The organism is Yinghuangia sp. YIM S10712 (assembly GCF_051388935.1).
GTDB lineage: Bacteria > Actinomycetota > Actinomycetes > Streptomycetales > Streptomycetaceae > Yinghuangia.
Window position 1 is genome coordinate 46,514 of sequence record NZ_JBPKBI010000006.1, and the last position, 15,818, is coordinate 62,331.

12 protein-coding genes are annotated in these 15,818 nt (G+C 70.7%); 4 read left to right on the forward strand and 8 right to left on the reverse strand.

Annotated elements, in window-relative coordinates; genetic code table 11:
• Positions 1-165: 165 nt before the first annotated feature.
• The 4 genes from msrB to ACRX5W_RS15295 all read right to left on the reverse strand — a co-directional run bounded on the left by msrB (position 166) and on the right by ACRX5W_RS15295 (position 3,584).
• Positions 166-582 (reverse strand): peptide-methionine (R)-S-oxide reductase MsrB, encoded by a 417-nt coding sequence (gene msrB / locus ACRX5W_RS15280; RefSeq protein WP_436788667.1) that lies wholly within the window; start codon positions 580-582, stop codon positions 166-168.
• An 86-nt stretch (positions 583-668) separates the two neighbouring features.
• Positions 669-2,087, reverse strand: coding sequence for a UDP-N-acetylmuramate--L-alanine ligase (gene murC / locus ACRX5W_RS15285; protein ID WP_436788668.1), 1,419 nt, complete (start codon positions 2,085-2,087; stop codon positions 669-671).
• A gap of 128 nt (positions 2,088-2,215) precedes the next feature.
• Positions 2,216-2,689 (reverse strand): indole-3-glycerol phosphate synthase, encoded by a 474-nt coding sequence (locus tag ACRX5W_RS15290; RefSeq protein WP_436788669.1) that lies wholly within the window; start codon positions 2,687-2,689, stop codon positions 2,216-2,218.
• A 100-nt stretch (positions 2,690-2,789) separates the two neighbouring features.
• Complete coding sequence (locus tag ACRX5W_RS15295) at positions 2,790-3,584, reverse strand: pyrimidine reductase family protein (protein WP_436788670.1); 795 nt, start codon at positions 3,582-3,584, stop codon at positions 2,790-2,792.
• A gap of 31 nt (positions 3,585-3,615) precedes the next feature.
• On the opposite strand from ACRX5W_RS15295, the gene zapE reads away from it, so the two are divergent.
• The 4 genes from zapE to ACRX5W_RS15315 all read left to right on the forward strand — a co-directional run bounded on the left by zapE (position 3,616) and on the right by ACRX5W_RS15315 (position 8,639).
• On the forward strand, positions 3,616-4,713 hold the full coding sequence (gene zapE, locus ACRX5W_RS15300; RefSeq protein WP_436788671.1) for a cell division protein ZapE: 1,098 nt from the start codon (positions 3,616-3,618) through the stop codon (positions 4,711-4,713).
• A gap of 596 nt (positions 4,714-5,309) precedes the next feature.
• Positions 5,310-6,149: a PPK2 family polyphosphate kinase gene (locus ACRX5W_RS15305; protein WP_436788912.1), complete on the forward strand. Its 840-nt coding sequence runs from the start codon at positions 5,310-5,312 to the stop codon at positions 6,147-6,149.
• Between the two features lie 200 nt (positions 6,150-6,349).
• Positions 6,350-6,511, forward strand: a complete 162-nt coding sequence (locus tag ACRX5W_RS15310) for a hypothetical protein (protein ID WP_436788672.1) — start codon at positions 6,350-6,352, stop codon at positions 6,509-6,511.
• A gap of 148 nt (positions 6,512-6,659) precedes the next feature.
• Positions 6,660-8,639: an LppU/SCO3897 family protein gene (locus ACRX5W_RS15315; protein ID WP_436788673.1), complete on the forward strand. Its 1,980-nt coding sequence runs from the start codon at positions 6,660-6,662 to the stop codon at positions 8,637-8,639.
• A 27-nt stretch (positions 8,640-8,666) separates the two neighbouring features.
• Here the strand turns inward: ACRX5W_RS15315 and treZ are convergent, their stop codons facing one another.
• From treZ to ACRX5W_RS15335, 4 genes are all read right to left on the reverse strand, one after another.
• Positions 8,667-10,424 (reverse strand): malto-oligosyltrehalose trehalohydrolase, encoded by a 1,758-nt coding sequence (gene treZ, locus ACRX5W_RS15320; RefSeq protein WP_436788674.1) that lies wholly within the window; start codon positions 10,422-10,424, stop codon positions 8,667-8,669.
• Between the two features lie 28 nt (positions 10,425-10,452).
• Entirely contained in the window at positions 10,453-12,891 is a 2,439-nt protein-coding gene (gene treY, locus ACRX5W_RS15325) for a malto-oligosyltrehalose synthase (RefSeq protein WP_436788675.1), read from the reverse strand.
• A 298-nt stretch (positions 12,892-13,189) separates the two neighbouring features.
• Positions 13,190-15,313 (reverse strand): glycogen debranching protein GlgX, encoded by a 2,124-nt coding sequence (gene glgX / locus ACRX5W_RS15330; RefSeq protein WP_436788676.1) that lies wholly within the window; start codon positions 15,311-15,313, stop codon positions 13,190-13,192.
• Between the two features lie 214 nt (positions 15,314-15,527).
• Positions 15,528-15,818, reverse strand: a 291-nt coding sequence (locus ACRX5W_RS15335; protein ID WP_436788677.1) for a hypothetical protein, incomplete at its 5' end; no start/stop codon positions are given.

Here is a 15,818-nt window from a genome sequence, read left to right on the forward strand (position 1 = left end):
CCGCGACGGCGAACGCGACAGCGAACGCCATCCACAAGGCGTACGCGACCAGTACCGCATTCGGGTTCATACGCCGTGTGTACCGGAAACGGACACCTTGCCGTCAGGCGGGGTCGCAAATCACCGGGATTCGATGGGAATCCCTCGCAGCCGGTCGCTCGCGGGTCACGATTCTTCGGCGGGCTCCAGCGTCAGGCTGATCGAGTTGATGCAGTAGCGCTGGTTGCGGGGCGTGTAGCCCTCGCCCTCGAAGAGGTGTCCCAGGTGGGAGCCGCAGTTGCGGCACAGGACCTCCGTGCGGACCATCCCGTACGACCGGTCCTCGCGCAGCTCGACCCGCTCCTCGTCGACGTGGTCGAAGGACGGCCAGCCGCAGTGCGACTCGAACTTGTCCTGGGAGCGGAACAACTCCGCCTGGCACGCGCGGCAGCGGTAGACGCCGACCGTCTTGGTGTCGGTGTACTCGCCGGTGAACGCGCGTTCGGTACCGGCCTCGCGCAGGACGTGGAACTCCGCCGGGGACAGGATCACGCGCCACTCGTCGGCGGACTTGACGACGTTGTACTTCTCGGTGTCAGCCATGACACCATCCAACACGCCCGGCCCCGGGGACGTTCCCGGGGCCGGGCGGGCCGTCAGGCGGTGTTCGGGCTGCTTCGTGCGGCGGGTCAGCGCCGGTTGATCGCGTCCAGGATCTCGGGTCCGAGCAGCGTCACGTCACCCGCGCCCATCGTCAGCACCAGGTCCAGCGGCCGGGCCAGCGCGGCGACGACGTCCGGCACCTCGGACCAACTGTGCGCCATGCGCACGAGGCCGCCGTTGTCGAGCGCGCTGTGGGCGATGATGTGGCTCGTGACGCCGGGCTGCGGGTCCTCGCGTGCCGCGTAGATGTCCATCACCACCGCGATGTCGGCGGCGGCGAGCGCGCGTCCCATCTCGGTGCCGAGCTGCTGCGTGCGGCTGAACAGGTGCGGCTGGAACACCGCGATGACGCGGCCCTGGCCCACGGCGCCGCGCGCGGTCTCCAGGTCGGCGGCGATCTCGGTCGGGTGGTGCGCGTACGAGTCGATGACGCGCACACCCCCCGCCTCCCCCTTGAGCTGGAAGCGCCGGCGTACGCCCTGGTACTTGCCGAGTGCGGCACCCATCTCGGCAGGGTCGATGCCGAGGGCGAGGCCGACCGCGAGGGCCATGACGGCGTTGGAGGCGTTGACGCGGCCGGGCACCGCGACGGAGAACACGTGTTCGGCGCCGCCCTTGCCGCGTACCGTCACCGTGCTGCCGAGGCCCTGCTGCTCGACCTTGGCGATCTGCAGGTCGGCGCTGTCGCTCTCGCCGACCGTCACGACGGACAGATCGGGTGCCGACTCGGTGAGCCGGTCGCGCAGTGCGCCCGCACCCGCGTCGTCGGCCGACAGGACAAGGGTGCCGCCGGGCACGATGCGCTGCGCGAACGCCTCGAAGGCGTCCAGGACGTCGTCGAGGGACCCGTAGTTGGCGTGGTGGTCCAGCTCCACGTTGAGCACGACCGCGACCTCGGGCGCGTACTTGAGGAAGCTGCGGTCGCTCTCGTCGGCCTCCGCCACGAAGATGTCGCCGTCACCGTGGTGGGCGTTGCTGCCCGCCTCGTTGAGGTCGGCGCCGATCGCGAACGACGGGTCGAGCCCCAGCGACATCAGGCTCACCGCGAGCATGCTCGTCGTGGTCGTCTTGCCGTGCGTGCCGGCCACCGCGACGGCGCGGCGGTCGTCCATCAGCCGGGCCAGCGCGTCGGCGCGGTGCACCACCGGGATGCCGCGCTCCCGGGCCGCGACCAGCTCCGGGTTGTCCGGGCGGATGGCGCTGGAGACGACGACGCACGACGCGTCGCCGACGTTCTCCGCGGCGTGTCCGGCGTGCACCCGGCAGCCGAGCTGCCGCAGCGCGAGCAGCGCCGTCGAGTCCTTCGCGTCGCTGCCGGCCACCTTGGCACCGCGGATCGCGAGGATCTTCGCGAGCCCCGACATGCCGGCGCCGCCGATCCCGATGAAGTGCGGACTGCCGAGGTCGATCGCCGGCGGGTCCGCGGGCGAGGCGGAGGCGGGCATGCGGGCTCCTAACACGTTGCGCGGGGTGGGGTGCGGATTGCGGTGCTTGGTGACGCCCTGTGTGCCGGCGACCGCGCACCGGCGGTTCCGCACCGATGATTCTGCACCACGAAGGGGCCTTGCCGCGGTTACGGGACGTTGTGTGCGAACAGCTTCAGCACCGGCACACCCACCTTGTGCCGGGCGCGCGAAGCCCAGTCGCGGTGGAAGAACTCCTCGATCAGGTGCGGGGCGGTCAGCACGATGACCTCGTCGGCCGCGTGCCGCTCGACGATGTCCTTGAGGATCTGCAACGGGTCCTCACCGGGCGCGGTCTCGCCGACCGCCTGGACGCCCACCGCGCGCAGATTGGCGACGCTGACGTCCAAGGTGCGCTGTGTCGCGTCCGCGGTCTCGTCCCCGGAGCGGTGTTCGACGTCCTCAGCAGCCTCCTCCAGGTGCCCGAGTGCGACGTCGTCGAGGGCGCGGACCAGACGGTGGTGGTCGGCCTTGCCCGGCAGCACGACGACGAAGGACGTCTCGACTCCCTCGTGCAGGCTCGTCACCAGGCCGACGTCCTCCGCGTCCATGACCTTTTCGATGAGAAGGACGATCGTGTACACGCTTTTCTCCCTTGTGCCCGGCTCGGCCGGCTTGTTCCCGGCGTGACGCTGTCCTGCAATCACCATGCCACCCGAGCGCCCGACAAGAACCGATAACGGCTCAACCGGCCGCGGGGCCGGCGAGGCTGCGGACATACCGGGCGAACAGGAAGCCGTCCTCCTCCAGGAGCGTGTGCAGGTTCATCGACTGCGGAACCTCCGGCGCCCCACCGTTCGTGATCCGCGTCGCCGCACCGCCGAGCAGGAGCGGCCCGATGGTCAGGCACAACTCGTCGAGCCGTCCCTCGGCGACGAGTTGGCCCAGGAGGTACGGGCCGCCCTCGGTCAGGATCCGGGTCCACCCCCGCGCCGCGAGCGCGTCGAGGGCCGCTCCCGGGTCGGCGCCCTGCGTACCCGGCTCGCCCGCCACGACCACGTCCGCGACCTTCCGCGCCCGCGCGAGGCGATCCGGATCCGCGTCGGGGCCGGTGAGCACGACCGTCGGCACGACGGCCTCGGTGAACAGGGGAGCCGAGAAGTCGAGCTCCAGGCTGCGGCTCACGATCGCGATCACCGGCACCGGAGGGCGCCCGGCCGCCTCGCGCGCCGGAGCGTACGCCGGATTGGGGCGCGGCGGGCGATAGCCCTCGTTGCGGACCGTCGACGCACCGACCAGCACCACGTCGGCAAGGGCGCGCAGCACGCCGAAGATGCGCTTGTCTCCGGGGGAGGAGAGGCCCGCCGAGAGGCCGTCGCCGGCCTGTGCGGCACCGTCCAGGCTGGCGACCATGTTGGCGCGGACCCAGGCGCGCCCGGCGTCGACCACCTCGGTCGGATAGGCGTACGCCGCGTCGAGGTCGACATCGGGGCCGGTGGGGCTCGCGGGGGTCTCCGGGGCGGGAAGCAGACGTCGCATGCGGTCGAGTTTCGCACGCACCGTACGCTTGATGACTGTGTCCAACATGTCGCAGGCAAGCCCGGACGCTCCGCCGGTCGCCCTCACGTCGCGCCACCCGGTCGTCCCCGCCGACCGCATGGTGGCCGAAATGGTTCCCCCGCCGAGGTTCGACGGTGTCCGTTTCAGCACCTACATACCGGATCCCGCACAGCCCAGCCAGGCCGAAGCTGTGCGGCGCCTCGAACACTTCGCGGCCATGCTGAACACCGTCGGCGGCGGAAACGAGACCAAGCGCAGGTGGTTCCGGCGCGACAAGGCCGCCGCCCCCGGGCACAGCGGCATATACCTCGACGGCGGCTACGGCGTCGGCAAGACCCACCTGCTGGCCTCGCTCTGGCACGCCGCGCCCGCCCCCAAGTCGCTGTGCACCTTCGTCGAGCTCACCAACCTGGTCGGCGCCCTCGGCTTCCAGCAGACCGTGCAGGCACTTTCCGGCCACCGCCTGCTGTGCATAGACGAATTCGAACTGGACGACCCGGGCGACACCGTCCTCGTCTCCACCCTCCTCGGCAAACTCGTCGACGCCGGAGTCAAGCTCGCCGCGACCTCCAACACCCTCCCCGACAAGCTCGGCGAGGGACGCTTCGCCGCCGTCGATTTCATGCGCGAGATCCAGGGCCTCTCGGCACACTTCGCATCCCTGCGCATCGACGGCGACGACTACCGCCACCGCGGCCTGCCCGAGGCGCCCGCCCCCGCCGCCGACGACGACGTGGTCACCAAGACCGCCCACGCACCCGGCGTGCACAGCGCCTCCCTCGACGACTTCCCCGCCCTGCTCGACCACCTCGCGACCGTCCACCCGAGCCGCTACGGCGCACTCCTGGAAGGCGTACGCGCGGTCTTCTGGCGTGGCGTTGTGCCCGTCCACGACCAGTCGACCGCGCTGCGCCTCGTCGTGCTGGCCGACCGCATGTACGACCGGGAGATACCGGTCGTCGCCTCGGGCGTCCCGTTCGACGCGATCTTCTCCGACGAGATGCTCGGCGGCGGCTACAAGAAGAAATATTTGCGTGCGATATCCCGCCTGGTCGCCATGGCCCGCGACGGCGCCGAGCGGATTCCGGAGCCGGGCCGACAGGGTTGACACCGGCCCGGAGCGCCGCGCCTGATCGCCGCGATCGCCGCATTCGAATGGCCGCGATTGCCGCGTCGAACTGCGAGCAGCCGCGTTGTCGGGGAGGATCGCCCCAGGATCGCGCACCCGAACGAGTGACGGAGGGCTGACGCGTGGCCAAGAAGACGGGTAGGAAGGCGAACCGGGATTCGACGGACTCGGGGTCCGCGAAACCGGCGTCGAAGGGCAGGCGGCTGCGGGCGGTGGCCGGGGTGAAGGCCGTCGAGACGTCCAAGGCGGATGTGCCCAGCATGAGCAAGCCTGAGCGGCCTGAGCTGCGGAGCAAACCCGTCAAACCAGGCAAGTCGGGTAAGTCCGGTGGAGTGGCCAAGGGCGGCCGGGGCGGCGACCGCCCGGAAACCGGGCCCAAAGGCGCCAAGAAGGCCGAAAAGAAGCAGGGGCGCCTCCGCCTCGCGGGCGGCGGCCCCGCTCGGTCCGAGGAAGCCACCTTCGAGGACGCCCGCCTGAAGGGCGCCTGGCCACCGGACCCCCGGCTCGTGCCGCAGGAACCCGCCTCCCCGCTGCTGAGCGCCGTCCCCGTGGAAGTGCCGCCCTCGCCGGCCGAGGTGCCGTCCGTACGCGACGCCCTGCGGCTGCACGGCGGCGCTGTGGACCTCGCCGGGGCCGACACCCGCGCGACACCGCACTGGTTCGGCGGGAAACAGGAGGCACTCGCCGACATCGCCGCGATGGAACCCAGGCTCGCCGAGCTTCAGGAACGCCTCTACGCCCAGGCGGCCGGCGGTGGATCACGCAAGCGGCTGCTGCTGGTGTTGCAGGGCATGGACACTTCCGGCAAAGGCGGGGTGGTCAAGCACGTCATCGGACAGTTCAACCCGTCCGGCTGCCACATCCACGCCTTCAAGGCACCGACGCGCGAGGAACTCGCCCACCCGTTCCTGTGGCGGGTGCGCCGCGCCGTTCCGGAACCCGGAATCATCGGTATCTTCGACCGCTCGCATTACGAGGACGTCCTGATCGCGCGCGTGCGCGGCATCGTCCCCCGCACCGTGTGGGCACGCCGCTACGCGACCATCAACCGGTTCGAACAGAGCCTGCACGACGACGGTGTGACGATCGTCAAGGTGTTCCTGCACATCTCCTACGCCGAACAGCGCGCCCGCCTCCTTGAGCGCCTCGAAAACCCTGACAAACACTGGAAATTCGGGCCAGGCGACATCGACGAGCGCGCCTTGTGGCCGGACTACGAGGAGGCGTACGAGGCGGTCCTCCAGAAGTGCACCACCGACGCGGCCCCTTGGTACGTCGTCCCCGCCGACCGCAAGTGGTACCGCAACTGGGCCATCAGCCGCCTGCTCCTCGAACACCTGGAAGAACTCGACCCGCGGTATCCGCCGGCTCACTTCGACGTCGAGACGGAGCGGAAGCGGCTGCTGGAGACGTAGGCACGGGTTGCCGCGCCGACGCTGGTGTCGGCCGGTGCGGTCAACTACCGTTTCCCGCAACCGTGTTGCGGACGCCGTGCGTTCGTGTCCCATACGCCGCACAGTCGTTCGTACCGGGGCGTCACGGGGCGTCACGGGGCGCACGCGATGAGCGTGCGGATGTCGCCGCGCTCACCGGAGCCGGCAACGGGGAGGCAGGCATGGGGAAGCTGTTGCCGACACGGACGTTCGAGGTCACGCGCGACCGCGGGGGCACCGGCGGCGCCCGGCCGGCGGACAGGAGTCCGAAGCGCCTGCCGCCGGGCCGCACTCCGGCCTCGCCGACACCGGACATCGCCGCCGACTCCGGTTGCCGCACTTGATGCCGATCGCACGGTCGACGTGCCGGGCGCGTTCCGGGGGCGCCGCGAGCACGGCCGTGCCCGTGCCAGGCAGGACCGGATCGGACCCGATACCGGTCTCCGACGCCGTCGCCTGTCCGTCACCGCCCCGGACCACCGGAGATCAGGCATGACGCGGCGAAGCACCCCCGCCGTCGACATCGGCGCCCTGGTGCTCGGCCGCGAACTCGGCCGAGACGGGCACGGCACCTTCCACGAGGTGACCAACAAGGCCATCAGAACCTCCGACGGCCACGACTGGGACGTGGTCTACAAGCAGTACGGCGCCGCCGTACTGCCCAGGCTCGACACCGCCGCGCTGGCAGCCATGCCCGACCTGCTGGAGACGCTGAGCCCGGAAGACGCCCAGTGGTTGTGCGAGAAGACCGCATGGCCCGGCGCTGTCGTCGAACGCGGGGGCAGCCCCTGCGGATTCGTCATGCGCGCCGTACCCGACCGCTTCCGCTTCGCCTTCCGGAGCTCTGCGCGAACGCGGTCCGGAACACCGCGACTTGCCCGGCTGGAGCATCTGCTCGGCGACGACGCCCACATCGCCCGCATCGGCTCGGCCGTCAGCGACCGGGACCGGCTCCTGCTGCTCGCCGACGTCGCCAAGACACTGGCCCGCCTCCACCGCTTCGACATCGCCGTCGGCGCCCTCGCACCGAAGAACCTGCTCTTCGCCACCACCCCGCAGCCCGAGTGCTTCCTCATCGACTGCGACGCCGCACAACTGCGCGGAGGCACTGCCCTGCCCGAGGCGGCAGCCCCCGACTGGCAGCATCCCGACGGCGAACACGGAACCCGAGCCGGCGACATCCGCAAGTTCGGGCTGCTCGCGATCCGCTTGTTCGCCCGCGACCACACCGCCACGAACCCCGCACGTTTGGCGGCGATCAGCCCGACACTCGCCGATCTTGCCCGCGCGAGCCTCGACCCCGCCCCGATCCGGCGCCCCGCACTCGCCGAGTGGGCGGAACAGCTCACCGCGGCCGCGGCGCACGCGTCCACCACACCCGGCTCGACGCCGCCCAGGCGCCGCAGAACCCTGTCGGCACCGCCCGAGCCGGGGCCGGGCGCGGCGCGGTCGAGGCGGCCCGCAACGCTCAGTCTCCCGGCCACCGGCCCGTCCGGTGGCCGGCACCGCACACCAATCGGCGTCGGCGCCGCCGTGCTCGTCACGATCCTGGCCATCGCGGCGATCATCGTGGGCACCCGCAGCGGATCCGACAGCCGCTCGACCGCGGACACATCGGACGACAAGTACGACTACAGCGTGACGACACCCGCGACGTCGACGACCACCGCGACGTCGCGCCCGTCCACCTCGACGCCCTCGGAGCCCCCGGACGTCGGGCCCTACTCGGCGCCGACCCCCACCCGCCCCGCGGCCGATGCCCCGACGTACGCGGCCCCCACCTACCAGGCGCCGGCCTACACACCACCGGACCCGATCGAGGACGCCCGCGCCGGGTCGTGCTTCAACGACTACGGGACGGGCGGTCAATCGGACCTGCGCCCGACCGCCTGCGAGGTCGGGGCGTTCAAGGTCCTGAGGATTTTCACAGGCACCACCGACCTGAACAGCTGCGACAACGTCCCGGACTACGACCAGAGTGTCTCGTCGTCTCGTCACCGGCTGGTGCTCTGCCTCACCTACCTGCACAGCTCGGGCGCCTACCACGCCGAGCAAGGCGACTGCGTCTATGGAACCCCCGGCAACGACATCTGGGCGACCCAGACGTGCGTGACCGGCAATTTCAAAGTCCGAGCGGTCTACCGAGGCGTGCCCGACAAGTCCAAATGCGACACCCACTACTGGCTGACGATGCCGGTCACCGCCCACCCCGGCCTGGGCGTCCTGTTGTGCCTGACGTTCAACTACCCCGACGACGCCGCGTACGCCGAAACCAACAACTGCCTTCTCAGGTCCGGCAGCGGCTCCGGCACCACCTTCACGAACACCGGTTCCTGCGCGTCCTCGAACGTCGTCGTGGTCGGCCGAACCAACCGCTACGACCCCGGCTTCTGCGGCAGGTACGGCTGGACCGCGTACCAGAGCCGCGACTACCCGCAGTTCGCCTACACCGTGTGCTGGCGTACGAAATGAACCGTTCCCCGCAGGCGACGGGGCCGGTCACGCGGACAGACGGACGACGGCGGCCGAGTGGGGCGCGAGCGTGAGGGTTGTGCCGGCCAGACCGCGTTCCGCCTCGGCGGGTGTCCAGGACGCGAGCACTTCGGCTTCGCCGATGCCCACCGGGAGCGTCGCGGGCTCTTCGGCGAGGTTGACGGCGGTGCGGAACGGGCCGCGGTGCAGCATCAGCCAGCCGGCGGGCTCGTCGTAGGTCAGTTGGACCGAGGGCAGGTGCGGGTCGGACAACTCCGGGTGCTCGCGGCGGAGCCGAATGAGGGTGCGGTACCAGGCCAGGAGCGCCGCGTGGGGCTCGCGGTCCGGTTCGGACCAGTCGAGGCGCGAGGCGCGTACGGTGTCCGGCGACTGGGGGTCGGGGACCTGGGCGGCATCCCAGCCGTGCGCGGCGAACTCGGCGCGGCGGCCTTGGCGTACGGCCTCGGCCAGGGCCGGATCGGGGTGGTCGGTGAAGTACTGCCACGGGGTCGAGGCACCCCACTCCTCACCCATGAAGAGCATCGGGGTGAAGGGCGACGTGAGGACGAGAGCGGCCGCGGCCGCTGTGAGACCGGGGGTGAGCAACGCGGAAATGCGGTCGCCGACCGCCCTGTTGCCGACCTGGTCATGGTCTTGCAGGTAGCCGAGGAAGCGGTGGCCCGGCATACGGGAGGGGTCGAGCGGGCGCCCGTGGTGGCGGCCCCGGAACGTCGACCAGCCGCCGTCGTGGACCCAGACCGACCCGAGAGTCTTCGCGAGCGCGCTCATCGTGCCGAAATCGGTGTAATAGCCCTGGCGTTCGCCGGTCAGCAATGCGTGGAGAGCGTGGTGGAAATCGTCGCTCCACTGGGCGTGGATGCCCAGGCCGCCGCTTTCGCGCGGGGTGACGACTCTCGGATCGTTGAGATCGGACTCGGCGATCAGGAACAGCGGTTTGCCGATCGCCGCGCCCAAGCGGTCGACGGCGTCGGACAGTTCCTCCAGGAACGGGACCGCGCGGCGGTCGGCGAGCTCGTGGACGGCGTCGAGGCGCAGGCCGTCGAGGTGGAAGTCCCGCAGCCAGGCGAGTGCGCTGCCCAGCAGAAACGCGCGTACCTCGTCGGAACCGGGGCCGTCCAGATTGACCGCGCTGCCCCACGGGGTGTGGTAGCGGTCGGTGAAGTAGGGGCCGAAGCGCGGCAGGTAATTGCCGGACGGGCCGAGATGGTTGTGCACGACGTCGAGGATCACCGCGAGCCCGCGGGCGTGGGCGGCGTCCACGAAGCGCTTGAGGCCGTCGGGACCGCCGTACGGCTCGTGGACGGCCCACAGGCACACGCCGTCGTAGCCCCAGCCGTGGCGGCCGGGGAACGCGGCGACGGGCATCAGCTCGACATGGGTGACGCCGAGGCCGACCAGGTGGTCGAGGCGTTCGATCGCGGCGTCGAAGGTGCCCGCTTCGGTGAACGTGCCGATGTGGAGCTCGTAGACGATGCCGCCGGGCAGTGCGCGGCCCTGCCACGCGGTGTCGGTCCAGGCGAAGCGGGAGTGGTCGTAGATGCGCGACGGCTCGTCCGGGCCGCCGGGCTGCCACACCGAACGCGGGTCGGGGAGCGGTTTCTTGCCGTCGAGGGAGAAGGCGTAGTCGTCGCCGTGGGCGAGGGAGGGAACGGTGATGTGCCACCAGCCGGGGCCGTCGCCCGGGCGCATGGCACGGCGGGTGGTCGATCGGGTGACGAGCTCGACGGTGTCGGCGTGGGGGGCCCAGACGGCGAGGCGGGTCATGGGTGGGGGGTCCTCCGGTCTGTGCGGGTCAATGTGTCCCGTCCTCCAATAGCGCGACCGGCAGGCTCGAGAACACCTCGGCCAAGGGTGCGTCGCGGGCGACTCGTCGGCCGGTCAGCAGGTCCGTCCACGTACCCTTCCACAGATCGAGCCGGGTATTACCCCAGCCTCCGCGGGCGGACAACGTGACCGGGAGACGCGTCGCCAGGGCGACCACCGGCCCTCTCCGCAGCCCCACGACGTGGCCGGCCGCCTCGCCGTGGGCGTGTACCGCCGCGTACCGTCCCGCGTCCCCTGCCCCGAACGCCGCCGGGTGTCGGCGCCGGCACCGCAATACCGTCGTTGTGACGAGGGTCTTCTCCGTGTCCAGGTCGTCAGGCGTGCCTCCCTCGGCCTTCGTTGTGCGCGGAACCGCGTTCGCCAGTCGCCTTGCCGCGGCGTCGAAGTCGACCGGCGCTCGGTTGTCGGGATCCACCAAGGTCCGCAGCACCCCCTCCCCTCCCTGGTAGACGTCGGGCACACCGGGCATCGTCAGGTGCACAAGCTTGGTCCCCAGCGCGACCGTTCGCGTCGGATCGAGCAGGCGTTCGACGAACGCCTGTACGGAGGAGTGGATTTCGCGGTCGACCAGAATCGCGTCCACGAAATCGTCCGAGGCCTGCTCATAGGCGGTGTCGGGCGAAGTCCAGGAGGTCGAACGGGCCGCTTCGCGCATCGCCTTGCGGAGATAGGCCTTCATCCGATCGGGGCTGATCGGCCACGCCCCCACGAGGGTCTGCCACAGCAGACAGGTGTCGAAGCGGTCCGGTGCAGGGTCCGAGCGGTCGTCCCGGTACCGCTGCGCGGCCTTGTTCCACCCCCGCACCGCCGACGCCCACTCCGCCGGGATCTCCGCGAGTACCGCGAGCCTGGCCCGCACGTCCTCGCTGCGCTTGGTGTCGTGCGTCGACAAGGCGGTCATCGTGTCCGGCCACGTCGCGTGCAGCGAGCGCGCGTATGCGTGGAACTCCTCGACATCCCAGCCCACTTCGTCCGGCTCGCCGCCGACCTCGTTGAGCGAGCTCAGCACGTACCAGCGATAGAACGCCCGGTCCTCGACGCCCTTCGCCGCCACCGCCGCCGCGACCTGCGCGAACCGCACCGCGAATTCCGGGTCGTGGCCCAGCGCCGCATCCGCGATCCGGCGCGCGGTCGGTGCGAGCCGCCCCGGGACCTCGGTCAGCGCGGCGCCCAGCAACGTCACCGCCTCGGGAGGCGCCGGCTCGCCGGGTACGACGTACGGCCGGTACGCCGGCACCGACGCCAGCAGCGCCCGCAACGCGTCGCCGCGATCGGGCTCGTGTACCCCGGCGCGGTCCAAAACCCTTTCCAGACGCGCCACTTCAGTGGCCAGCGCGGTGGCCAGCACCTCGCGCTTCGCCGTCTGCGCCACCGTCCGGAAACCGGGCTCCGACGCCCCGGTCACCTCGTGGTGCAGCGCCCGCAGCGCGTCGGCGCCGGACGGGTCGGTGAACACGCCGTCCACCCGCCGCAGTACGTCGTACCCGGTGGTGCCCGCGCACGGCCAGTCGCCCGGCAGCGGCTCGTCGCCGGTGAGGATCTTCTCGACCACGATCCACGTCGTCTCCGGCACCGCCGCCCGCAGTCGGCGCAGATAGCCCCTCGGGTCCGCCAGGCCGTCGGGATGGTCGACGCGCAGCCCCTGGACCAGGCCCTCGCGCACCAGCCGCAGGATGACCTCGTGCGTCGCGGTGAAAACCGACTCGTCCTCCTGCCGCAGCCCTATCAGTGAGGTGATGGTGAAGAACCGCCGGTAGTTGCCGCGCAGGTCGCCCTCGCGCCAGTCGGCGAGCCGGTAGTGCTGCGCGGCCAGCGCGTCGCGCAGCGGCAGCTCGGCCGTGCCTTCGCGGAGCGGGAAGGCGTGCTCGTGATAGCGGACGGTCCCGTCCTCGACGCGTATGCGGCCGATCGCCTCGTCCAGCGGCGCTCCCAGGACCGGCAGCAGAATGCGCCCGCCGCCGTCCTCCCAGTCGATGTCGAACCAATGTGCGTACGGCGAGTCCGGCCCGTGCTCCAACACCGACCAGAACTGCCGGTTCAGCGACTCGGGAGCCGGGATCGCCATGTGGTTCGGCACGATGTCGACCACGATCCCCAGCCCGCGCGCGCCCGCCTCGGCCGCCAGCGCCCGGAAACCGGCCTCGCCGCCGAGCTCGGGGGAGACCAGGGAGTGATCGACCACGTCGTATCCGTGCCGCGAGCCGGGCGCCGCGCGCAGAATCGGCGACAGATACAGGTGGCTGACGCCCAGCGACGCCAGATACGGCACCGCCCGCGCCGCCTCGGCGAAGCCGAATTCGGGCTGGAGTTGCAGGCGGTACGTGCCGGTCGGCACAGCGGGAACCGTGGGAGGCGTCATGCACATCGACTGCCCGGTCACCCGGAGCGACACGCGCTCGTCACCCATTCGGCCCTCGACGCCCGATCACCCACATGGACGGGTGGGCGCGCGTGCGCCCTGCGGGCAGAGGGGCCGGCCGCTCTCCCCCCAGGGCACGTCCTCGAACCGGAGGCTGTCTCGGCCTGCCGGGTGACACCCGCGACGACTCACGAACGTCCAAGGGCCGCGGGCGCTTTGAGAGCGCACTTGGCCGACGCGGCGACGGCTCGGGCTCAGGGGTGGCGGGCCCGGGGCGGGAGCCGGCCGCGTGTGCGGCGGCGGGAGTCGAAAGCGGTCTCCTGGAGTGCCGGGCAGACCGGCGCGCTCACGTCTGCGGCCGGCACAGCAGGACGAGGGAGCGCGCGGTCACCGGCCATTGTTCGCCCGCGCGCGCGATCGGCCGGTCCTTCGGGTCGAGGTCGGCGCAGTCCTCGTCGGCGGTGTCGATCAGCACCGTCCACTCGGTTCCGTGGTTCAGCGGGATCACGAACGACAGGTCCTCGTGCGACGCGTTGAGCAGCAGCATGAACGAGTCGTCCGAGATCGGCTGGCCGCGCGGGTCGGGCTCGCTGATCGCCTGGCCGTTGAGGAAGACCGCCAGTGACTTCGCGGTCGCCTCGCGCCAGTCCGCGTCGGTCATTTCGTCGCCCGCCGGAGTGAACCACGCGATGTCGGACAGCTCGTCGTGTGTGCCCTGCACCGGACGGCCGTGGAAGAACCGGCGCCGCCGGAACACCGGGTGGTCGTGCCGCAGCCGGGTCAGCATGCGGGTGAACGCGTGCATGTCGCCCGGTTTCGCCTTGTCCGGCCAGCGCACCCAGGCCAGTTCGCTGTCCTGGCAGTACGCGTTGTTGTTGCCGCCCTGCGTGCGCCCGAACTCGTCGCCGTGCGCGATCATCGGAACACCCTGGGACAGCAGCAGGGTCGCCATCATGTTGCGCTGCTGCCGGGCCCGGAGCGCCAGCACCTCGGGGTCGTCCGTCTCGCCCTCGGCACCGCAGTTCCACGAGCGGTTGTAGCTCTCGCCGTCCCGGTTGTCCTCGCCGTTGGCCTCGTTGTGCTTGTCGTTGTACGAGACAAGGTCGCGCAGCGTGAAACCGTCGTGGCACGTCACGAAGTTGATCGACGCGATCGGGCGGCGGCCGTCGTCCTGGTAGAGGTCGGACGAGCCGGTCAGGCGGGAGCCGAACTCGGCCAGCGTGCGTTCCTCGCCGCGCCAGAAGTCGCGCACGGTGTCGCGGTATTTGCCGTTCCACTCGGTCCACAGGGGCGGGAAGTTGCCCACCTGGTAGCCGCCTTCGCCGAGGTCCCACGGCTCGGCGATCAGCTTCACCTGGGAGACGACCGGGTCCTGCTGCACCACGTCGAAGAACGACGACAGGCGGTCGACCTCGTGGAACTGCCGTGCCAGCGTGGCCGCGAGGTCGAAGCGGAAGCCGTCGACGTGCATGTCGGTGACCCAGTAGCGCAGCGAGTCCATGATGAGCTGGAGCACGTGCGGGCTGCGCATCAGGAGCGAGTTGCCGGTGCCGGTGGTGTCCAGGTAGTAGCGCTTGTCGTCGGCGAGCCGGTAGTACGACTGGTTGTCGAGGCCGCGGAACGACAGCGTCGGCCCGAGGTGGTTGCCCTCGGCGGTGTGGTTGTAGACGACGTCGAGGATGACCTCGATGCCGGCCGCGTGCAGCGCCTTCACCATCGACCGGAACTCCTGGACCTGCTGGCCGCGCTCGCCCGTCGAGGAATACGCGTTGTGCGGCGCGAAGAACCCGATCGTGTTGTAGCCCCAGTAGTTGCGCATGCCCAGCCGGGTGAGCCGGTGATCGTGCACAAACTGGTGCACCGGCATCAACTCGATCGCGGTGACGCCGAGATCGAGCAGGTGGTCGATGATCACCGGGTGGCCCAACGCCGCGTAGGTGCCGCGGATTTCCTCCGGAAGGCCCGGGTGTTGCTGGGTGAGCCCCTTGACGTGCGCCTCGTAGATGACCGTGTCGTGGTACTCGATGCGCGGCGGACGGTCGTTGCCCCAGTCGAAATACGGGTTCACGACCACCGAAGTCATCATGTACGGACCCGAGTCGAGCTGGTTGGGCAGGTCGGGGTGGTCGAACGAATAGCCGTAGACCGCCTCGTGCCACGTCACCTCGCCCGACATCGCCTTCGCGTACGGGTCGAGGAGGAACTTGTGCGGGTTGCAGCGGTTGCCCTCCGCGGGCGCGAACGGCCCCTGCACGCGGTAGCCGTAGCGCTGCCCGGGCTGGATCCCGGGCAGGTACGCGTGCCGCACGAAGGCGTCCGTCTCGCGCAGTTCGACCTGCGTCTCGGCGCCGTTCTCGTCGATCAGGCACAACCACACGCGCTCCGCGGCCTCCGAGAAGACCGCGAAGTTCGTGCCGGCGCCGTCGTAGGTGGCGCCCAGGGGGTAGGGGCGTCCGGGCCAGACCTGCATGGGCAACCTGTCGTCTCGGGTACGGGAGGCTCGCACGGCGTCGCCGGCCGGTGCGGCGTACGACGTCACGCGAGCGCGGGCATTCGCATCTTCCCGTACCCGGGCCGCGCGATGTGCGACATGCCGACTGCCTTCCCCCGGATGGGGGCCGAACAGTCCCGTGCCCGGCGTCCCTTGTCGGTTGCGACTGGGGTTGCCGGAATTTGACCGAATTTTACGTCGTCTTGCTGCCCGCCGGAGCCGATGGGCGGATCCAGTCGAGCAGTTCGGCCGCGAGCATCTCCTGCTGACACGGCCACACCGCGCCGCATGTGCAGGTGTCCGGGCCGCCGTCCGGATCCGGATTCGGCTTGCGGTGGTGGCAGTCGAAGATCTCGGCGACGACGTGCCGGTACCTGTCGAACTCTTCGTCGATGCCCGTCCTGTGGGCAGTGCTGCCGGGCGTGGCCATCATGGGGACCTCCAGGTGCCACGGTTCTCGCCGGTACAGACGGGCGCCGGGGCG